A 20,086-nucleotide genomic window follows, 5' to 3' on the forward strand; every position below is an offset into this window, starting at 1 on the left:
TTAAATAATTGCAAAACGCATGATTTTTTCGCATTTTCCGATTTGCAAATCACTACTCCAATAATGTATTATAACCTATAGGTAATGTATTTCAAATACACGTTTTGTAGGGAGATTTCAATTATGAAATTGGACTTCAGGAGAGGCAGCATCAGACTTGTAGTAGTTCTTTTGGCTGCTTTTTTGATGGCACTTAACATACAGACCTTCGTAAACGCAGGTGGTCTCTACCCGGGCGGAGCCCAGGGACTCACCATTATAATTCAGCGTATCGCGCTTAAGTATTTTAATACGAAAATTCCGTATACGCCCATCAACGTAGTGCTCAACATCATTCCCATCTATATTGGTTTTCGTTATATCGGCAAAAAATTTACATTATATTCAATGATCATGGTGCTCACAAACGGTTTCTTCGTAGATATGATTCCGGAGCTTTACATCACCAATGATCCGCTCCTTATCGCCATTTTCGGCGGCATCTTCGCAGGTGTGTCACTTTCCATCTGCCTCATGGTTGATGCCACCAGCGGCGGTACCGACTTTATCTCAATCTTTTTATCTCAGAGAAAAGGTATTGATGCCTTCCCCATAATCCTTGCGGGAAACTGTGTGATCCTTACAGTCGCAGGCTTTCTCTTTGGTTGGGACAAGGCTCTGTATTCCATCATTTTCCAGTATGTTGCCACTCAGGTTCTTCACGTTATGTACAGAACCTACCAGCAGCAAACTCTTTTCATTATCACGGACAAGCCCGCCGAGGTATGCGAGCTGATCTATAAGATTGCCAACCACGGTGCCACGCTTATGCACGGCGAGGGTTCCTTCGAGCACAACAACAAAATGGTTGTCTACTCCGTTGTAAGTGCCTCTGACACAAGAAAGCTCATCCCCGCCATCAAAGATCTGGACCCCGGCGCCTTTATCAACTCAATCCGCACCGACAGAGTTCAGGGCAACTTCTACTTCAAACCCAGGGATTAAATAACGTAAGGCCCGGGGATAGAGTGTCTGCGATTTCTATCGATTATGCGTTTTTTGCAACGAGATAGGAATCGCAGATGCTCTACTCTCCGGGCCGTATTACTCATCAATGAGAGGCTTTTTCAAGGGCCTCGTCTATGTGGGCGGCGAAGTTCTCGCGGCCAACTCTTTCTACGAAGCCATCCTTCTCCATTGTTCTCATGGGCTGCTCGTTAACATGTGAGAAAATGAGACGAACACCCTTCTTCTTGCAGTTTTCATAAAGCATCTCGAGTGAACGCATCGCTGTCGCATCAAGGGCAGGTACACTTCTCATTCTGATAACAAGACTCTTTGTGAAATCCTTAGTGGTGATTTCCGCAAGAGCATCTGCATCTCCGAAGAACATAGGACCTGAAATCTCGTAAACACGAACGTGCTTAGGAACAACTCTGAGGTCAATACTGTCAGGATCCTCTGCGTTAACGTCAGCGTCGTCCGGATCAATATAAGTCCATCCACGAACCGTTGACTCCTCACTCATTCTCTTCATGAAGAGCAGGCAAGCAAGAACCATACCAACTTCGATAGCTACAACAAGATCAAATACTACTGTGAGGACAAAGGTTGTAACAAGGACAATAATGTCGCTCTTGGGAGCTGTCTTACACAGATGTGTGAAAGGTCTCCACTGACACATATTGTAGGCTACCTGGAACAAAATAGCTGCAATTGTGGGCATCGGAATAAGCGCTGCGAGGGGCATAAGCACCACAAGAACGAGTAAAAGAACTATTGAGTGAACAATACCTGCGATAGGAGTTCTACCACCGTTCTTGATATTTGCAGCTGTTCTTGCGATAGCACCTGTTGCGGGAATTCCTCCGAAGAGAACGGATCCGATGTTACCGCAGCCCTGTGCTATAAGCTCCATGTTTGATCTGTGATGTGAGCCTATCATACCGTCTGCAACCACAGCGGAAAGCAGTGATTCAATTGCTGCAAGAATTGCAATTGTAAAGCCATTTGAGAAAGATCCTCTGATAAGTCCCCAGCTGATGGTCGGTGTGTGGAACTTAGGAAGACCTGCGTGAATTGTGTAAAGATCTCCGATGGTATTAACCTTAAGTCCAAGGAATTTTACCATAACAATTCCGGCGATTACGGCTATAAGTGATGCGGGAATCTTTTCAAAAAATCTGGGCCATATTATAAGGATTGCAAGGCAAACCACTCCGACTATAACAGCCTGATAATTGATGGTTGCGATATTCTTAACGATAGCTTCCAGCTTCTCGATAGTTTCGATTGTCACGGTTCCCTTGGGATATGTAAGCCCCAGGAAATCCTTGATCTGTCCGATAAGGATTGTCACTGCTATTCCCGCGGTAAAACCGGTTGTAATTGTATAGGGAATGAATTTGATAAGACTTCCGAGTTTTAACAGTCCCATCAGAATAAGGAGAATTCCGGCTATGATGGTTGCCATCATAAGGCCTTCCATTCCGTCCTTGGCAACTATTCCCGCAACGATTGTCGCGAAAGCTGCGGTGGGACCTGCTATCTGAACCCTGCTGCCTCCGAGGAAGGAAATAATGAATCCCGCAACGATCGCGGTGTAAAGACCTTCCTCAGGGCCTACTCCTGAAGCAAGCGCCAGGGCTATTGACAACGGAAGTGCAATAATAGCTACGATGATACCTGATATTACATCAGTGGTGAATTGCTTTTTCGTGTATTTCTTAATCACGGAAAAAAGCATTGGTTTAATTTTGTCCTTCTTCATAATAAACCTCCTAAAAAAAGCGACAAAATTATAACACATAATAATATAGTAAAGAATTGACTATTTGTAGAATTCTAACAGATTATTGATCTCTGTCTTGTACGCTTTTACCACAGAAGCCGGCGCGGATATTTTTACGGAAGTCCCAAGACCGAATATCCACCCGAAAAACTGGTCACTGACAGCAACCTCAACCCTCGCATCTGACCATCCCTTTTTCTTGGAAGGCTTAATCGTGATATTCTTCCCGAACCTGTCGATAATAACGCCGACCATCTCATCCTTGACAGTAAGAGTAACCATTGTTCCCTCACCGCCGAACATTCCGAACGCTCTGTTCGTATAGGCTGCAAGGTCAAAGGCCTTAAAATGCTCTTTTCCCTCTCTTCTCTCATCAAGGATCTCAATCTTATCCATCTTATCTACTCGGTAGTGCTTGATCTTTCCGGACTCGGAGTCAAAAGCGATAAGATAATAATTCTCATCATTCCAGGTTAGACGCCAAGGGCTGATCACATAGGGCTCAGCTTTCCTCGGAACAAGCTTCTTTTCCGTATCCCAGGTCATGTATTTAAAGCTGATCTTCTTATTCTCGGAAATCGCACTGTGAATCTCATCAACCGTATAATATATGCTCTCGTTCATGGTCTTCACTCTGCCCTGCACGGCAAGCTGTCTCTCCAGCTGGGTTGCCTCATAGGTGCTGGCAAGAGTCGTCAGCTTCTTAATAAGAGCATTTGATTTTTTCTCCGTAATGAATTTGAAAGAGCCAATCGCATCCACAAGGAGTTTAAGCTCTGCAAGCTCAAATCTTCTGCTTCCGATGTGATAGACAAAGTATTTGCCGCTCTTTTCGCCAACAACATCAAGGCCGATATCATTAAGAGCCTCTATATCGGTGTAAATGCTCTTTCTGTCAGCGCTCACCTCATACCTGTCCAGTTCCTCAAGGATATCCGGCATGGTGAGACCATGTTCATCATCCGTCTGCTCCAACAGAATTTTTGCGAGATAATAAAGTTTAAGTTTCTGATTTGTTCCCTTTGGCATAATCGATAAACTCCTCCCATTCTCTGCATATTTTGTCAGGCTGAACCCTGTCTGTTATCTTCATGGCATTGCGCGAAAGCTTGTCTGAAAGCTCATTATCGGAAAGTACCCTGTCCATCGCTGCTGCCAGTGCTTCCTCATCCCTGACGGGCACAAGAATTCCGGATCTCCTGCTGTCTATCAAAAGTCTCGATCCTCCGCAGGGGCAATCGGTTGATATTGATGGAATCCCCATCGCCATAGCCTCTATAAGCGAATTTGGCATTCCCTCGAAGTCCGATGAAAGCACAAAAAGCGCTGCATCCATAATCTTTTCCTTTAGTTTACTTGTCGGCTCTATTACCGAAACCCTTTCTTTTAAGCCTTTTTCATTGATAAAAGCTGTTATTTCATCAAGAAGCTCCGACTCCTGAAAATCTCCGTATATTTCCAGAGTGTAATCAGGATACTTATCAGCTATCTTGCTAAAAGCCTTCAATAATAACAGCTGATTCTTTTGAGCGGATATCCGTCCGACGTTCACGATTCTCTTGGATCTCTCACCCGCAGCCGGTACCATATCGCTTGTTATATTAAGATACTCTTCATCCAGCGGATTAAATATAATCCTCGATCTCTTCTGAAGCCCCTTTGAGAAAAAGCTCATGGCATCAGGCGTCTGAAAAACGCAGCCTGCTGCCTTTTTTTCCATATACTTCGTGGCTATAAAATGCCCCTTATAATCCTCCACAGGATTATTTCTTACAGAAACTATAAGCGGTGTCTTCATTCCGAACAGACTGAAGGCCGCCCTGAAGTTAGCCTTAGCGCAAAAGGATATAACAAGGTCCGGCTTCTCCCTCTTAAAACACTCCCTGAGTCTTGAAAGCCTAAGAAACGCCTTGCTTATGCGGCTCTTGCTATCATCTGCCTCGGTAAGTCCCACCGATATTCTCTTTACTTTTTCACCAAGCTCATACTCATTCTCGGAAAACCACTGCGTCGCCACGATTACCTCGTGTCCCGCCTCCGAGAACTTCCTGGAAAGGATGCTGACTACGTGTTCTGCGCCGCCCCTTCCCATGCTGTTCAAATGAAATATTATCTTCATGGCTTCACCACGCTCTCCAAGAACTCCTCATACCATCTTACCAACTGCTCCAGATCATACCCGTGCTCCCGAATACTCTCCCTCTGACAGCTCCGGCTTGCACCTTCATTCTTCTCCCTGATTTCGACTGCTCTCTTCGCCCAGTCTGCCGCGCCATCAGAGAGCGCCTTTGCTTCCACAAGCCCCTTTGTCACAATCACCTTATCGGTAATCGTATCCGACATCAGAATCGGAAGGCCTGCCACCTGTGCCTCAACGAGAGTAAGCGGAAGTCCCTCGAAAAACGAAGGGAATATCATCGTCTCGAATGCAGACATAAAATTCTGCGCATCATGTCTGATGCCTGTAAAAATCACTTTATCAGAAATCCCAAGCTCTGCCGCCTTCTGCACTGTCTCAGCCTTGAGCTCACCCTCTCCGAGGCATATGAGCACAGCCTTATCATCCAGCTTTGCGATTTCCGAGAATATATCCATCAAAAACGAGTGATTCTTCGAAGCAATATAATTTGCAATATGCCCGTAGATATGCTTTCCTTCAAGATGAAACTCATCTACTACCTTCTGCTTCTTTTCTTCCTTAAACTCGAACTTGTTTAAATCGATCGCGTTATTTATTATCCGAAAGTCCTTATTCCCATACATCCATTTTCCGGCATTTTCGGAACAGGCAAGCCTTATATCCGCATTGCTCACCAGCATAGGTCTGAAAAGAAAATGCACAAACTTCTTCGGATCTGTTTCATTGTGAGAATGACAGACCGTTATCGCCTTTTCCTTCCTGGCTGCCCAAAGCTGCGGCGCAACAAGAGCATTGGCAGTGTGCCTTATCACAATGTCATACTCTTCCTCATTGACAATCTTCCTGAGCTTGGCCAGATTATCCATGGGATGTCCCGTCATTCTCGGCAGTAAAAACACCTTCCCGCCAAGCTCCCTGATCCTCGGCTCATAGTCGTTTTCCTTCATGCTATGAACCGCAAAATCAAAACAGAACTTCTCCCTGTCTATGTTTTCATAGATATTCATTATGAAATTTTCCATTCCACCGGGATACATCGCCCCCACGATGTGAAGAACTTTAATCTTTTTCATATTTTTATTGTACCATAAAATGGACTCGTAAAGAAAAAGTGTATTGGAATCAAACAGACTCATGAAGAAAATAAAAAAAGCCTTCCCCTTGAGGGGAAGGTGTCAGCGAAGCTGACGGATGAGGTGTAACGTACCCACCCGCCAGACATTCATATTAAAGTAAGTGTGCTCTAAGCTCCTCGCCGCTCTTATCTGAAAGATAAGCCGGAGGAATATCAAGCATTGTCTTGCAGCCTGTCTGGCCTTCCTTCTGCATACGAACGGCCGCTCTGGCTGCTGCAATAAGAACGCTTGTGGTGAATTCAGGATTGGAATCAAGCTTTAAGCTGTACTCGATGATGTGGTTGTGCTCCTTGTCAGCGCCTGTCTTGCCACTTCTGAATACGAAGCCGCCGTGAGCCATTCCGCTGTGGTTTGTAAGAAGTTCTTCCTCGCTGATGAAATGAACTGTTGTATCGTAATCAGCGAAGTAGTTGGGCATCTCCTTGATTTCCTTCTCTACCTTTGCTGCATCAGCTCCATCCTCAAGAACAACGAAGCACTCTCTTGTGTGCTTGTCTCTTGTTGTAAGCTCAGGGTTCTTTCCGCTTCTAACAGCCTCAAGTGCACTCTCTACAGGGATTGTGTACTGCTTGGCATTCTTAACGCCTGCGATTCTTCTGATAGCATCAGAATGTCCCTGTGATACACCCTTTCCCCAGAATGTATAATCATTTCCATCGGGAAGTATTGCATTTGAGTAAACTCTTGCAAGAGAGAACATTCCGGGATCCCAACCGCAGGAAATAACCGCAACTTTGCCTGCTGCCTTAGCGGATGCATCAACATTTGCAAAATGCTCCGGAATTCTCGCATGAGTATCAAAACTGTCAACCACGTTGAAAAGCTTTGCATACTCAGGTGTCTGCTTCGGAAGATCAGTTGCGCTTCCTCCGCAGAGGATCATAACATCAACCTTATCCTTCCAGTCCTCTACATCATTAACAGAAACAACCGGAACACCCTGTGTCTTAATAGACAAAGACGCGGGATCTCTTCTTGTAAAAACTGCAACCAGTTCCATATCGGGAGCTTCCTTAACTGCAAGCTCCACGCCTTTTCCAAGGTTACCGTATCCGATAATACCGACTCTAGTACTCATAACTCCTCCATTTCCATGAACCAATCACCGGCCTGAACTTTATCGAACCTGCCACCGGTCCATATCATATTTTCGAAACTCTCTACTGCGCATTATACGCTAAGTAGCACATAAAAATCCACAAAAAATTTAGCGAGTTAAATCGCTAAATTTTTTTGTTTCATATTACCTTATATCATACACACTTCTGAGTCTCAGCTTTGAGGTATCACCCGACAGAACCTCCACCGTAACCTCTCCGGCATTCATATCAAAATAGTTATCCGAGAGCACCAGATCTTCATTCTCATTCAAGATCTCAACTCCGCGGGCATAGGCATCAGCCTTAACAGTGATCTTGTTACCATCAATCTTAGCCACAAGCTTCGGATCCTGATACTTAAAGTACTTCGGCATCGTAAACAATACCGTTCCGGAAGAAACAACCTTACCGTCAACCTCTGCCTCGTAGCTCACATAATGGCTGAATCTGTCAGCATCAGCAAAGTCGACCTTCTTGGTCCAGGCACTTGTAAGAGCAGGTACCTCAAGCTTCTCCGAGCCCTCACGAACCACTTTACCGGAAGCATCCCTGAGTGCCCATCTCACTGTTGCCGTAACATCCTTCCTCGTCTCGTTAGCTACATTAAATACAGCCTCCTGCTTAACCTCTCTGGGCAACCAGTTGAGCGGAACTCCGCAGGTCATCTCGCCCTCTTCCTGGCAGGAAACAAGGATAGGTGCAAAGAATCTCTTCTCCGCATAGTGCAGAGCCTTGAGCCTTCCGGTGTAATCTACGCTTGCCCAGGATGCCACCGGCCAGCAGTCGTTGAACTGCCAAACCACAGCGCCCATGCAGCGTCCACGATTACGTCTGAAGTGCTCAACTCCATATCTGATAGCATCAGCCTGAAGCATCTGGGATGCGTAGATAACCGTTGAAAAATCGTTCGGGTACAGATAAGTCTGCTGCATATAGTTCATGATCTTACCGTTTGCAGCGCCGTTCCTCTGGTGCCTCTCCATAATATATGAAAAGACATTCTTATCCGCCGGATCATCAGTAAAGGTCTCCACTGTCTTCTCCGCAGGGAAGGACTGGAATCCAAACTCCGAAAGGAATCTGAAAAAGAACTTCCTATACTCAGAGAAGGGCTGATTTCCGTGCCAAACCTCCCAGTAGTGCACATCTCCGCGGTTTTCATCATTTGGTTCATCAAAACATCCGCCTGACGAAGGAGATGCCGGCCAGTAATAAACATTCGGCGCGTATTCCTTCATCATATTCGGGATAATGTACTCATACATGATAGTGTAGTCGCGCTTCTCGGATTTCTTGGAAACCCACACTCCATAATCCACGAACATCTCCATCTCGTTATTGCCGCACATGAGACCGAGAGATGCGTGGTGACGAAGTCTCAGGAGATTATCCTTGAACTCCGCCTTTATATTCTCCTCGAAATCGGGAGTAAGGTCGTAAACACCGCAGGCGAACATGAAGTCCTGCCATACCAGTATTCCGTACTCATCGCAGATATCGAAGAACCAGTCATCCGGATAGTATCCGCCGCCCCAAACTCTGATGGAGTTGTAGTTGGCAAAAACAGCCTTATCAAGGAGCTTTCTTGTAACCTCGGGATTAACCCTTCCTAACAGATGATCCTCAGGAATATAATCCGCTCCCATCGCAAAGACCTTAACGCCGTTTACAACAAAGCAGAACTCGCTTCCCCACTCGTCCTTCTTGGTACTTACGGTGCAAGTGCGAAGTCCGATCTTTCTCTCCCAGGTATCAAGCTGGTTTCCGGCTTCGTCCTTTAAAACAACAGTCACAGTATAAAGCGGCTGTTTTCCATAGCCGTTCGGCCACCAAAGCTGCGGCTTCTCAATTACTATCTCTTCCGGAAGCTCTCCGCTGCTCCTCTTCTCAGTAACCTCTCCTGAAGGAGACACTACCTTAACATCAAATGAATAACCCGAATAATCGCACTTTTTACTCTCAATGCCCATGTTGATGGCATAGCCTGACACATCACTCTTTTCTCTGAATTTGAAAATATCATCCGCAGAAGTGATCTCAGGCTTTATGCGAAGTCCAACGCTTCCGCTCTCATTTCCGTCCTTATCGATCTTCACATTCTCATGATTCTGAGTAATAAGCACAGATTCAAGCCTTGCCTTATTAAAGCACTGAATTGTTATCGGTCTGAAAATACCCGCATCCGGAAGGTGTGCGCCCCAGTCCCAACCAAACATGCAGTGCGCCTTACGAAGATATGTAAAGCCCTGCATCGCATCTTCACTTCCCTTTGAAGGCAGTTCTCTGCTCTCATAGGCTTCCTTTATGAACTTTGTCGGAGAATGAAAATAAACCTTCAGCTCATTCTCATCCTTAAGGAGCTCCTTTATATCAAATTCCCAGGTTCTGTGCATGTTGTTGACATTACCAAGAAGCGTTCCGTTAAGATACAGATCCGCAAGAGTATCAAGACCGTCGCAGTGAAGCACTACGACATCAGAGCCTTCAGCTTCAGCGGGCTTATCAAAATTGCAGACATACTCATAGTCGCTGTCCATGAGTGCCAGCGCCTTATCCTCATTGTCCTTGAAAAAAGGATCCTCCATCTCCCCTTCTCTGAGGAGGTCGGTGTAAACCGTTCCAGGAACCACCGCATTTATCAGCTTCGCATCCCCTACCTTGTGAAGCTTCCAGTTTTTATCAAGCTTTGTTGTAACCATTCCCAATCCTATCTCCTTCTCAAATTGAATTTTTCGAAGCCAAAAATTCCTCGAATTCCGGCCCCCCATCCCAACAATTTAATTGTCAGAATAATATAATTCTAAAGCCTGCACAGACATTTTTAAAGCACATTTACGAAAATTTTTAAGCCTTTTTAGTCCGCAAAAAAACGCACAAAAATAAGCCTTCTCCCACAATTGAGAGAAGGCCGTTTTGCACTGTTTATTAACTTATTATATGAGAAAACAGCTCACCCTTTAAGTGCTTTCTTTATCTCCCTTATCACGATCTTAAGGGCCTTAATTCTCGCATATTTCTTGTCTACAGATTCAAGAACATACCACGGAGCGAAGGTCGTACTAGTCTTAGCAATCATCTCATCGATGGCGCCCTCATAGAGATCCCACTTTTCGCGGTTTCTCCAGTCCTCATCCGTTATCTTCCACTGTTTCTCCGGAGTGTTCTGTCTGTCTGTAAAGCGCGCAAGCTGAGTATCCTTGTCAATCTGAACCCAGAACTTGATGATCACCGCACCCCAATCGGAGAGCTCCTTTTCAAACTCATTGATCTCGTTGTAGGCCCTCTGCCAGTCATTTTCAGAGCAGAATCCCTCGAGTCTCTCAACCATTACGCGTCCGTACCAGGTCCTGTCAAAAATCGTTACATGGCCGGTCTTCGGAAGTCTGGTCCAGAATCTCCATAGATAATGCCTTGCCTTCTCGTGGGGCTCCGGGCTCGCAATCGGCTCAACCACATAGTCCCTTGGATCAAGAGCCGCTGTAATTCTCTTGATATTTCCGCCCTTACCGGCAGCATCCCAGCCCTCATAGGCGATAATTACCGGAATCTTCTTCCTGTATACCTTATTGCCAAGATCCTTCAGCTCCTTCTGCAGCTTCTTGAGTTCGAGATCATATTCCTCATCTGTCAGGAACTTACCGGCAAGATCAATATCCGATAGCTTCTGAACCTTCTCCATCGGGAAGGTGTTCTGCAAAATCGGAACATTCAGTGCATGGTTCTTAAGCGCAATATCTATTCCCTGATTAAGGAACTGCAAAACCTGCAGCTCAGCCCACTTCTTATCTGAAGCGTCTATGATGTACCATGGCGTCCTTGACTGATTGGTATCACAAAGATACTTATCATAGACCTCCTCTATCTTGTCATACTGCTTGTTCTGCTTAATATCGGCATCCGTTACGCGCCAGCTGGTATCCTTATCTCCAAGCAGCGCATCAAGTCTCTTCTTCTGCTCCTTCTTGGATATATTCATGAAAAACTTCACCACAAGATATCCGTTGTCGCAGAGCTGCCTCTCCATAGTATTTATGGAGTGCACACGCTTTGTATAGGTATCTTCATCCATTTTGCCCTGAAGGACACCGTCCACAATCTCTTCCATCCAGCAGGTATCGAAGAATCTGAACTTTCCTGCCTCCGGAATCTCCTTAATATATCTGTATAAAAACGGATAGCGCTTCTCTTCCTCGCTCGGAGCGCGGTCCAGCGTTGCCACCTTGAAAAATCTGGGATCAATATTTCTTATAACCTTGCCGATTACGGCTCCCTTTCCGGCAGCATTCCAGCCCTCAAACAGAACCATTACGGGAAGTCCCGCCTCCTTGATCTTCATCTGCGAAGCGGAGAGCTTTGCACGCTCTTCCTTAAGCTTTGCTTTCAGTTCTTCCTCTTCCGGCATCTCAGAAACAATAAAATCCTTTAACATAATTAACCCCCTCGCTAAGTGGTCTGCATAGTAAAACGCACCATATATGGTAATGATACCACATACGGTGCGTCACAAAACGTGTTTAGAAAAGTTTAATTATTATCGGTTTTCCGAATCAGCCAACTTCCTTTTCAGTATTGTTGAAGCTTACGCCGCGGTTGATATCGCCCTTAATATTCTCACCGAAGTTGTAGTCATTTCCGGGAAGAATAGCATTGAGTGCGATTCCGAAAATAGCTGCAAGAGCAAGTGATGTAAGAGTGATGGATGTTCCGCCTACAGTAAAGGTAAGTCCGTTTGAAAAACCAAGTCCTGTAACAAGGATTACTGCTGCCACGATAAGGTTTCTTGACTTTGTGAAGTCAACCTTATTCTCAACCACATTTCTAACACCGATCGCTGAGATCATTCCGTAAAGAACGAAGCTGATACCGCCGATGATGGCTGTAGGCATTGTACCGATTACATCTGCAACCTTGGGAATAAAGCTTACAACAATCGCATAAACGGCAGCGATTCTTACTACCTTGGGATCATATACCTTGGAAAGCTCAAGAACACCGGTGTTCTCGCCGTAGGTTGTGTTCGCAGGGCCGCCAAACATTCCTGCAAGAGCTGTAGCAAGACCGTCACCCCAGAGAGTTCTGTGAAGGCCGGGCTCCTCGAGGAAGTTCTGACCTGTTGTAGCGGATATAGCGGAAATATCACCAACGTGCTCCATCATTGTAGCGATAGCAATAGGCGCCATAACAAGGATTGCAGTGATGTCGAACTTCGCAAAAAGGAAAGGCGGAAGTCCCATAAAGCTTGCAGATGCGATAGGTGCAAAATCAAGAATTGCACTACCGTCAAGATTGGTCATTCCTGCCAGATGCATTACTACAGCAACAAGATAAGAAATAACAACACCCATGAGAATCGGAACGATCTTCCAGATTCCTTTTCCCCAGATATTGAAGATGATTACAATCGCAAGTGCGATCACAGCAAGGAGCGGATTAACCGCTGCATTGCTAACTGCTGAAGGAGCAAGTGACAAACCGATACAGATGATGATCGGACCTGTAACAACCGGAGGAAGGAAATGCATTACCTTCTTAACTCCCACAAGTTTAATGAAAAGAGATAACAGAAGATACATAAGACCTGCAACAACAATTCCGCCGCAGGCATAGGGAAGCTTCTCCCCGTAAGTCATATTTGCGAATTTACCTGTATTGAGCTCTGCGATAGTAGCAAAACCGCCAAGAAATGCGAAAGATGAACCAAGAAATGCCGGAACCTTGAACTTAGCAAAAAGATGGAACAGCAGCGTTCCTACTCCCGCAAAGAACAATGTAACCTGAACCGAAAGTCCCTCACCGTGAAAATAGCTGTTTACCAGAATCGGTACCAAAATCGTTGCACCAAACATAGCAAACATGTGCTGAAGTCCTAGAATAAGCATTTTGGACTTACCAAGAGTTGACGCGTCATAAATAGCCTGTCGTTTTTCTCCCATTACCTTCTCCTCCGTAGAATGAAACAAATTGCAAAATAAAAGGCCCTTGGGGATCACCCAAAAGCCCTACTGATTATATCATGTACGCATCTACATTTAAAGAAATTAATCAAAATGCATTCGTATTTTTTTCTTTCTTATCGGCAAGTCTGTCATATAGCACCATTGCTACTATAGGAGTAATTACACCTGTATAAAGTGCATCAAGCTCATGTCCCGTTTTATTACAAATAATGTTAGCGATGATTAGCGCAGCAAGAATAACTACTGTTATAACTATAGCTTTAATAAAGTTTTTCATGTCTTTCTTTCCTTTCCCTCATCAATATAGTATACCGCCTGCTGATAATGCAGGCGGTATATATATGATCAGCTCACAAAATTAGCACTTTGATGAACATTTAATTGAAGGGCAAAATGCTGTAGAAGCTGCAATAGTGATCGGAACAGTGATCGGCACTCCGCCTTCTGCATCACCTTCTGCAAGTTCCTGCAGTTCCTTCTCGTTAACCTCACCCTCAGGTGCATTCTTGATCTCGTTTTTAAATTCTCCCATTTTTTCTCTCCTCCGTTTGTTAAGTTTTTTGATTAGTTGCAGCAAGCCTGACACTCTTTTGTAAGTGTGCAGTAGCTTCCTCTGTTACCAAGAGCAGCACTCATCTCAGAATACCAACCTGCGCCTGCAAGTGCCTGCATATCCTGCTCTGTAAGCTCGATAGACACATTTGCGTTTGGATCTGTAAGGATCTCCATCTTCTGTCTAAGTACTGGATCTTTGATTGCGTTTAAATCTCCCATTTTTTTCTCTCCTTCTCTTTTGAAATATTGTTTTGTGTTGCTTACAAATACGATTATATGCCGGTTTTCCGAAAATCCACGTTTATGTATCCAAACATCATTTTTATGTCATCAGCGCAAAATTCAGCAAAATCTTTAACGTTTATTTGTCATAAACGAAGTAAATCTTTTTTCTGTTTCCTGCGTCATCAAATGCCAGGCACCATACCTGTTCAACAAAAAGAGGAAGTACAATCCCCTCTAATCGGATGTACTTCCTCGCTAAAATATACATTATTCTTTTTACATACAATGAGCATTACAATCTTTGGTACAGGATATTTGATTCCATCCGCCATGTCCAAACATCGGACTGGGACTATCCTGCCAGCCGGCTCCCGAAAGAGCTTCCATATCCTGTTCTGACAATTCGCCATATATGGTACCGCTCAAATCGCTGAGCAGCATATCAAGCTTGCCCCTTAAATCAGGATCCGAAATCTTCTCTATACTTGCCATACCCTACTCTCCTTCCATAAAATATGTTTTATGAAGCTTTACATAATTTATTGTAGAAGAGTAACAGTACTATCTTTTCAATCGATACTGAAATATCTGTTTACGATCTTTCCCGTCATCAATTTACCGGTCCTTACGTTCACGCAATCATAAACGTAAATTCCCTACAGATTAGATGGTCTTTTTGAAAAATCCCTTTAATCCTCTAGCCTGCCTGTAGGACATCAGGCATTCGTCTCCGTTAACCATATAGATGACATTATTTTGTAAATCAACTTCCTTTATGTTGTCCTTATTAACAAGAAAAGCCCTATGGCAGCGATAAAACCTGTCATCCAACTCTTTCTCTATCTCTTTTATCTTTCCCAGGAATTCCATCTGCCTGGTCTTACAGTGAAGAATAATCTTATGCACATTGGGAGATGTCTCGAAAAACAGTATCTCATCATAATCGACGGTATACACCTTGTCCCCTACCTTTATTGAATAATTCGCCTGCACCTTATTATTTGCAGAGGCAAACCTCTGATTGGCTTTAAGGATGCAATCATACACTCTTTTATCCAGTTCCTCCTGTTCGTCCTTCAGGATAAAATCCAGAGCCTCAAGTTTGAACATAAAGGTCATATAACTCATCTCAGAATGTGTAGTAACGAAAATGATGAAGCCCCTTGGATCATATTTCCTAATCTCCTGAGCCAGCACAAGTCCTGTCATATCAGAATTCAAATCGATATCCAGGAAATAAATACCTACATTATCTGCTTCCTTAACCTTATCCAGTATCGTATGCGGATTTTCAGACACGCATTCCAATTCCATATCATAGTCTTCCATCAATACGATATTTTCGATTACTTTCTTTAAATGTGTTCTCTGTTCCTTATTGTCTTCACATACATAAATTTTTAGCATTTCTGATTTCCCCTAACAAACAAAATATCCCCCGTGTCTATTATACCCAACAACAAAAGGTTTAGCCATTTTGTTATTGGGTATTTGGGCAGGAGGTATCAATATTTCTTATGTGTTAATTATGCCCTCATGAGTTCAAGGAAGGTATCCTCAAGAGTTTCACATGCTTCATAAAGACCGGTCATCACAATCTTATGCTTATACAAAATTTTTGCGATGTCATTTTTCTCATTTGCGCCAATCTTTACTCTTACTTCATTTTCATTATAAGACACAACATTATAGCCGAGCTTGGCAAGGATTTCCTGCGTCTTCTCGGAATCAAGACATTCGATTACGAAGGTAATCTTCTTGTTCTGTATATCATTGTCAAAATCCATAAGCTGTATAACTTCACCCTTTTTGATAAATATGGCTCTGTTACACATTTTCTCAAGTTCTCCAAGGAGGTGACTCGAAATAAGAACGGTAATATTCTTTTCCGTGGCTATCTTACGTATGTATTCACGAACCTCATATATACCTTGCGGATCAAGTCCGTTTGTAGGTTCATCCAAAACAAGAACATCAGGATCCTTGAGCAGAGCCTGCGCTATACCAAGTCTCTGCCTCATTCCGAGCGAATACCCTTTAACATTTTTATTGGCAGCGTCAGTAAGGCCCAAAAGATCCAGGAGTTCTTCCACCTTTTTACTGCCTACCCCGTTAAGTTTAGCAAAATACATAAGATTCTGATAACCGGTGTTGTATGGATAAAAATTCGGTGTCTCTATCATACTTCCGATATCTCTTACGCTGCTTAAATCCACTTCTCCGGTATAATTTATGGTCAGTCCCACCAGAATTTTCATAATGCTTGTTTTGCCTGCCCCGTTAGGCCCTATAAGCCCGACTATCTCTCCTCTTTTTAGTTCGAAGGAGACATTCTTCAATATCTGAAAATCTTTTACTTTTCTGCTTACATTATTTACCTTTAATACACAACTCATATCTATTCACCTCTCTACTCCAAGTCTAAAATAAACGGCACGTCATCGGAAATTGTCGCAAGCAGCGAATAACCGATTCCGCTGAGTCCCAGCATGAGACCATAGGGAAGTAAAGGTCGCTCCTTTATGTAATGCAAAAACCCGGAGGCCAGTCTGCTATAAGTACACCCGCACTCATTTTTCAGTTCTTCGTCACCCACGACCTCTGCAATTCTGCGAATAAGCTCAATATTACCTATATCTCCGTGGCAGTAGCAGATATTATTGCCTATCGCTTTATTCTTCATAACCTTCAGGTTGTTTAAGAAGTCTGCCCTCTCAAACCTGCTCATGCTTTTATATCTTTTCATTCTGCCATACAGCACACCGGGTGCCCCATGACACCAGGCTTGTGAGCAATTGTCTTTACCGATCATGGTCTTCCAGTTATGATCCTTCCTGACATACATCTTATTAAGAAAGGCCCCGGACTCTTCAAGCACTTCGCTGATTCCGTCTATATGGTATTTTTCATTTACAGAATATAGAACCTCTTCTATTCCGCTGCTTCCATGCGCATATCCGGTATAGATCGCTCCGTTTATTCCGCTTCTCCAGGCTATACTGCCGTCCTCGAGCTTCAGCTTATTGTCCAGAAGATGATGCGTAAGTAAAACTATCAGTTCCTCTGCCAGCGCTTTGATTTTTCCGTCAAAATTATTCACAAGGCTAAAGCAAACTTTAATCGCGCCGGCAGCTCCACTTATAACATCATAATTCGTATCTCTGAAATATATCTTCTTCATTCTGGACAGTCCGTCATAGACCAGTTCTCTCATCGACGTATCCCCGGTCAAAAGCCAGAACTTGCTCATCACATATATATATCCGCTAAGGCCGTTAAAGGGTCCGATCAGATAATAGGAATCATCATCTATCTTTTTCATTTGTGTTATAACTGCATCCATGCAGGCATATGCAGCTTCAAGATAGTCCTTCTTCTTTGTCTCTTTCCATAAATATAGAAGAAACAGTCCGATTCCCGATGTTCCGCTATACAGGTCTCCTCCCACCGGAGTATACTCATAATTTATCTGATCATCTCCGATAGGGGTAAAGTTTACCCAGGATAACTGCTTTTTTCCTAAGACCTCGGCTTCATGTGCGTTATTTAATATCTGCAGCGCGATATTCTCCGCTATCTTCAGATAAGCTTCACGCTCCATCTTCATAGGAGTATCAGACCAATCAGTTCCTGTCACACACAATTCCCTATAGTCTTCCATAGCCTTGGACAAGAATGCATTATCTATGATCAGTTTTTGTTTCTCCAAATCCTCAGTGCAAAAACCATTCACTTTTTGCACTGTCTTGTCAAAAGGAGTTATCTTAAAATCAAGAGGTAATACTTTGTTCTCCGAGTCTCTCATTTCTCCGGAATTGATATTCACCTCAAAAAAAGGAACATCTCCTCTTAAAATATCTCTTATCTCAGCACTTACAATCCGTCTTTCCTGCGGCTTTACTCTATAGCCCATTCGGTGTAACAGTATATATCTGTGCGCCTTCTCTCGCATGAAATCCGGATGGTTGCTTGTGAACATCAGCTTTCCATATATATAGGTCGGTCTGTATATTATTCTTGTGTTGGTTTCTCCAAACCATCTTTTGAATCCGCTTATAAGTTCTGACTTATCCTTCATAATGTATATGTAAGCATCCTCAAATCCGTGCATTATCAGATCTTTATAGTCAGAAGCATTTACCGCAGCACCTTTATATTTTGCAACGTTTTTCTGTGGCTGAATGATATAGGTTGATTTTTCAAAACAGATCTCATCCGTATCCCTGTTCTTAATCATCAAAACCTTAAACGGTGATACCTGCTGCGATGTGGCACCAAAGCCGCTGATATCCACAGTCCCGTTTTCTTTGTCATAGGGATTTGAAAGCTTCATAGGCAAAAGGCCTATTGAATACACCGAATCCTCTATGCTCTCCATAGCAACTTCGTACGCGGTTTTTTCATTATTGATATCCCTATGCTCAAGTCTGCTATGGAACAAAGCTTCCAAATCTATCATCACCGGATACTCACCGTGAGATATCATGTTTTCATGATGAATATCCTTGGCATTTAGTGAATACAGCATCGCCATTATTATTCCACAGCGATAGTAATATCTCTCAAGTTCTTCCTTTGACTGACATTCATCCTGAGTTATATATTCAATAAAGCCGTAGTCTTCTCGTGATATAGCCTTTATTTCATACAATGATCTGTCGCCAAGTCCAAGTCCCTCGCTGACAGCTTTGGAATAATCGGCAAATCCTGTTTCTGCTCTGAGGCTCCTTGGCTTATAGATCACTTTTTTACCGTTTGAAAACTTCAACATGGACACTGTTCTACCCAGGCGGTGAGAATCGCCCAATCCCGTTTGAACATCGGTAATGAGCGGATTCTTTCCCCCAGCATCTATCAGATCAACAAGGTCATGATAGTTCTCCCCAATCCTTTCTATCATTTCCCTGATTGAATTATATGCATTGTCAAAAATGACAAGCTGCATTTCCAATAACTCTTTGTACTCTGTGTAAAACTTTTGGACATAGTCTCTGGATGCCCAGATGTGATCCATATAGAAGAGGTACCTTTTGTTACCGTTATCTCCTTCAAGATTGCAGAGATTTTTTTCGACATGAATTTCCGAAATGAGTGTCCTTATTGATATCTCTCTTAACCTTAAACAGATATCCTCTGCGATGGTTTCATAGATTCTATCCACATCCGCATACAATCCGCTTTTCTCTATGCTATCTTTAAGACAATCCAATTTACTTTTGTTAAAAAGGAATAATGGATAGAACGCATTATTCATATGATTGGAGCTAATAAAATTACGCCACTTCCCTGAATGACGAAAACAATCATCCTGTCTTTTTAGCCAATCGAAAAATTCGTGATTGTCCGTTGCCTGCGCTCTCCAGATTTTTACTATGTCACCTTCCTGAAGTTTCCCCGAATCACTTATTATATCCTTCAGCTCTTCATCCTTTTTTACTTCAGGAAACAGTGTTCTCCAATACTCCCAAACATCCCTCTCCGATACATTATCGTAGACTAACATAGATACCCCCATCCTGTTAAGTAATTATCTGTCGCTGTTTTCAAGTCTTTCTTTGTCGAGCTTCTTAAGGCATTCCGGTCTTTCAACCTCATAAAAAAGTGCGCCAAAACACGAGAAGGGTATCGTCTCCTGTTTCTCCGCCTTCTTTATCATCTTATCTCCCATCTTCTTAACAATAGTTTTTTTCATACCCGTTTCCTCCATCTTTGATTTGTATTCCCCTCATCTTATTTTGTAATAAAAACCCGCCCCCTTCTCACAATTGCTATTATAATACCTTTTTGTCTCAAAATTCTTTCATGTCTTAAATGAATCTTTTTCTTTCATAAACGTACTATTAGCTAGCGTAAAGTTTTTGTAGGATTAATTGAAAAAGGGGATTTCCTTCATGGTATAGTTGATATTCGGGTGTGCAAACCTAATACAACTAGATGGAGGAGTCCCCTTGTGTTAAATAGTATACAGCATTTTATTGAGAATGGAGTACCAAATCTTCAGAAAGCATCAAAAGATTTCTCGGAGAATCCAAAGGACTTTGCAGGGTTTGTAAGCAGAGTGCGAAATGAAGCATTACAGATGGCATTGGACTACATTTCAGAGACACTCTCCACCTGCAACCAGATTCTTAAGGACAGTCCCATAAGAAGAGAAAAATGGGAAGTGGTTAGAACTGATGAGAAAACTCTGATCACATCAATCG

At 43.3% G+C, this 20,086-nt stretch carries 18 protein-coding genes; 2 read left to right on the plus strand and 16 right to left on the minus strand.

What is annotated here, in order from left to right:
• The first annotated feature begins 123 nt into the window (after nucleotides 1-123).
• The gene (locus BMW61_RS13035; RefSeq protein WP_026498823.1) at nucleotides 124-984 is read left to right on the plus strand and encodes a YitT family protein; all 861 of its coding nucleotides are present in this window, start codon (nucleotides 124-126) and stop codon (nucleotides 982-984) included.
• Between the two features lie 106 nt (nucleotides 985-1,090).
• On the opposite strand, the gene BMW61_RS13040 is transcribed toward BMW61_RS13035, so the two are convergent.
• The 16 genes from BMW61_RS13040 to BMW61_RS21940 form a co-directional block, all read right to left on the minus strand.
• Nucleotides 1,091-2,749, minus strand: a complete 1,659-nt coding sequence (locus BMW61_RS13040) for a SulP family inorganic anion transporter (protein ID WP_022762269.1) — start codon at nucleotides 2,747-2,749, stop codon at nucleotides 1,091-1,093.
• A 60-nt stretch (nucleotides 2,750-2,809) separates the two neighbouring features.
• Entirely contained in the window at nucleotides 2,810-3,799 is a 990-nt protein-coding gene (locus tag BMW61_RS13045) for a helix-turn-helix transcriptional regulator (protein WP_022762268.1), read from the minus strand.
• A complete protein-coding gene (locus BMW61_RS13050) occupies nucleotides 3,771-4,889 on the minus strand; it encodes a glycosyltransferase (protein ID WP_022762267.1) in 1,119 nt (372 codons plus the stop codon). Before BMW61_RS13050 ends, BMW61_RS13045 begins: the two co-directional genes overlap by 29 nt.
• The gene (locus tag BMW61_RS13055; RefSeq protein ID WP_175475197.1) at nucleotides 4,886-5,983 is read right to left on the minus strand and encodes a glycosyltransferase; all 1,098 of its coding nucleotides are present in this window, start codon (nucleotides 5,981-5,983) and stop codon (nucleotides 4,886-4,888) included. Before BMW61_RS13055 ends, BMW61_RS13050 begins: the two co-directional genes overlap by 4 nt.
• Nucleotides 5,984-6,137: 154 nt before the next feature.
• A complete protein-coding gene (locus BMW61_RS13060) occupies nucleotides 6,138-7,124 on the minus strand; it encodes a diaminopimelate dehydrogenase (RefSeq protein ID WP_091822675.1) in 987 nt (328 codons plus the stop codon).
• A gap of 165 nt (nucleotides 7,125-7,289) precedes the next feature.
• Nucleotides 7,290-9,845: a beta-mannosidase gene (locus tag BMW61_RS13065; RefSeq protein ID WP_091822678.1), complete on the minus strand. Its 2,556-nt coding sequence runs from the start codon at nucleotides 9,843-9,845 to the stop codon at nucleotides 7,290-7,292.
• A gap of 251 nt (nucleotides 9,846-10,096) precedes the next feature.
• Nucleotides 10,097-11,575, minus strand: a complete 1,479-nt coding sequence (pap, locus tag BMW61_RS13070) for a polyphosphate:AMP phosphotransferase (RefSeq protein ID WP_091822681.1) — start codon at nucleotides 11,573-11,575, stop codon at nucleotides 10,097-10,099.
• A 118-nt stretch (nucleotides 11,576-11,693) separates the two neighbouring features.
• On the minus strand, nucleotides 11,694-13,079 hold the full coding sequence (locus BMW61_RS13075) for a uracil-xanthine permease family protein (RefSeq protein WP_091822684.1): 1,386 nt from the start codon (nucleotides 13,077-13,079) through the stop codon (nucleotides 11,694-11,696).
• 109 nt (nucleotides 13,080-13,188) lie between these two features.
• A complete protein-coding gene (locus BMW61_RS13080; protein WP_091822687.1) occupies nucleotides 13,189-13,380 on the minus strand; it encodes a hypothetical protein in 192 nt (63 codons plus the stop codon).
• Between the two features lie 81 nt (nucleotides 13,381-13,461).
• Nucleotides 13,462-13,635: a class II lanthipeptide, LchA2/BrtA2 family gene (locus BMW61_RS21935; RefSeq protein WP_175475198.1), complete on the minus strand. Its 174-nt coding sequence runs from the start codon at nucleotides 13,633-13,635 to the stop codon at nucleotides 13,462-13,464.
• Nucleotides 13,636-13,667: 32 nt separating this feature from the next.
• Entirely contained in the window at nucleotides 13,668-13,877 is a 210-nt protein-coding gene (locus BMW61_RS13085) for a plantaricin C family lantibiotic (protein ID WP_091822691.1), read from the minus strand.
• A 282-nt stretch (nucleotides 13,878-14,159) separates the two neighbouring features.
• Nucleotides 14,160-14,375 (minus strand): hypothetical protein, encoded by a 216-nt coding sequence (locus BMW61_RS13090; protein ID WP_091822694.1) that lies wholly within the window; start codon nucleotides 14,373-14,375, stop codon nucleotides 14,160-14,162.
• Nucleotides 14,376-14,546: 171 nt separating this feature from the next.
• Nucleotides 14,547-15,290: a LytR/AlgR family response regulator transcription factor gene (locus BMW61_RS13095; RefSeq protein ID WP_091822697.1), complete on the minus strand. Its 744-nt coding sequence runs from the start codon at nucleotides 15,288-15,290 to the stop codon at nucleotides 14,547-14,549.
• Nucleotides 15,291-15,409: 119 nt separating this feature from the next.
• Nucleotides 15,410-16,279, minus strand: coding sequence for an ABC transporter ATP-binding protein (locus BMW61_RS13100; RefSeq protein WP_091822700.1), 870 nt, complete (start codon nucleotides 16,277-16,279; stop codon nucleotides 15,410-15,412).
• A 14-nt stretch (nucleotides 16,280-16,293) separates the two neighbouring features.
• Entirely contained in the window at nucleotides 16,294-19,386 is a 3,093-nt protein-coding gene (locus tag BMW61_RS13105; RefSeq protein WP_175475199.1) for a type 2 lanthipeptide synthetase LanM family protein, read from the minus strand.
• A 24-nt stretch (nucleotides 19,387-19,410) separates the two neighbouring features.
• The gene (locus BMW61_RS21940) at nucleotides 19,411-19,575 is read right to left on the minus strand and encodes a hypothetical protein (RefSeq protein WP_175475200.1); all 165 of its coding nucleotides are present in this window, start codon (nucleotides 19,573-19,575) and stop codon (nucleotides 19,411-19,413) included.
• Between the two features lie 258 nt (nucleotides 19,576-19,833).
• On the opposite strand from BMW61_RS21940, the gene BMW61_RS13110 reads away from it, so the two are divergent.
• Nucleotides 19,834-20,086, plus strand: a 253-nt coding sequence (locus BMW61_RS13110) for a hypothetical protein (protein WP_442857295.1), incomplete at its 3' end; no start/stop codon positions are given.

It is taken from the genome of Butyrivibrio sp. ob235 (genome assembly GCF_900109475.1).
In the GTDB taxonomy this organism is placed as follows: Bacteria; Bacillota; Clostridia; order Lachnospirales; family Lachnospiraceae; genus Butyrivibrio.

What these genes read in the sequence shown, in the direction of transcription:
- BMW61_RS13035 (WP_026498823.1), top strand. Translation starts at nt 124, where the DNA reads ATGAAATTGGACTTCAGGAGAGGCAGCATCAGACTTGTAGTAGTTCTT.
- BMW61_RS13040 (WP_022762269.1), bottom strand. Translation starts at nt 2,749, where the DNA reads ATGAAGAAGGACAAAATTAAACCAATGCTTTTTTCCGTGATTAAGAAA.
- BMW61_RS13045 (WP_022762268.1), bottom strand. Translation starts at nt 3,799, where the DNA reads ATGCCAAAGGGAACAAATCAGAAACTTAAACTTTATTATCTCGCAAAA.
- BMW61_RS13050 (WP_022762267.1), bottom strand. Translation starts at nt 4,889, where the DNA reads ATGAAGATAATATTTCATTTGAACAGCATGGGAAGGGGCGGCGCAGAA.
- BMW61_RS13055 (WP_175475197.1), bottom strand. Translation starts at nt 5,983, where the DNA reads ATGAAAAAGATTAAAGTTCTTCACATCGTGGGGGCGATGTATCCCGGT.
- BMW61_RS13060 (WP_091822675.1), bottom strand. Translation starts at nt 7,124, where the DNA reads ATGAGTACTAGAGTCGGTATTATCGGATACGGTAACCTTGGAAAAGGC.
- BMW61_RS13065 (WP_091822678.1), bottom strand. Translation starts at nt 9,845, where the DNA reads ATGGTTACAACAAAGCTTGATAAAAACTGGAAGCTTCACAAGGTAGGG.
- pap (WP_091822681.1), bottom strand. Translation starts at nt 11,575, where the DNA reads ATGTTAAAGGATTTTATTGTTTCTGAGATGCCGGAAGAGGAAGAACTG.
- BMW61_RS13075 (WP_091822684.1), bottom strand. Translation starts at nt 13,079, where the DNA reads ATGGGAGAAAAACGACAGGCTATTTATGACGCGTCAACTCTTGGTAAG.
- BMW61_RS13080 (WP_091822687.1), bottom strand. Translation starts at nt 13,380, where the DNA reads ATGAAAAACTTTATTAAAGCTATAGTTATAACAGTAGTTATTCTTGCT.
- BMW61_RS21935 (WP_175475198.1), bottom strand. Translation starts at nt 13,635, where the DNA reads ATGGGAGAATTTAAAAACGAGATCAAGAATGCACCTGAGGGTGAGGTT.
- BMW61_RS13085 (WP_091822691.1), bottom strand. Translation starts at nt 13,877, where the DNA reads ATGGGAGATTTAAACGCAATCAAAGATCCAGTACTTAGACAGAAGATG.
- BMW61_RS13090 (WP_091822694.1), bottom strand. Translation starts at nt 14,375, where the DNA reads ATGGCAAGTATAGAGAAGATTTCGGATCCTGATTTAAGGGGCAAGCTT.
- BMW61_RS13095 (WP_091822697.1), bottom strand. Translation starts at nt 15,290, where the DNA reads ATGCTAAAAATTTATGTATGTGAAGACAATAAGGAACAGAGAACACAT.
- BMW61_RS13100 (WP_091822700.1), bottom strand. Translation starts at nt 16,279, where the DNA reads ATGAGTTGTGTATTAAAGGTAAATAATGTAAGCAGAAAAGTAAAAGAT.
- BMW61_RS13105 (WP_175475199.1), bottom strand. Translation starts at nt 19,386, where the DNA reads ATGTTAGTCTACGATAATGTATCGGAGAGGGATGTTTGGGAGTATTGG.
- BMW61_RS21940 (WP_175475200.1), bottom strand. Translation starts at nt 19,575, where the DNA reads ATGAAAAAAACTATTGTTAAGAAGATGGGAGATAAGATGATAAAGAAG.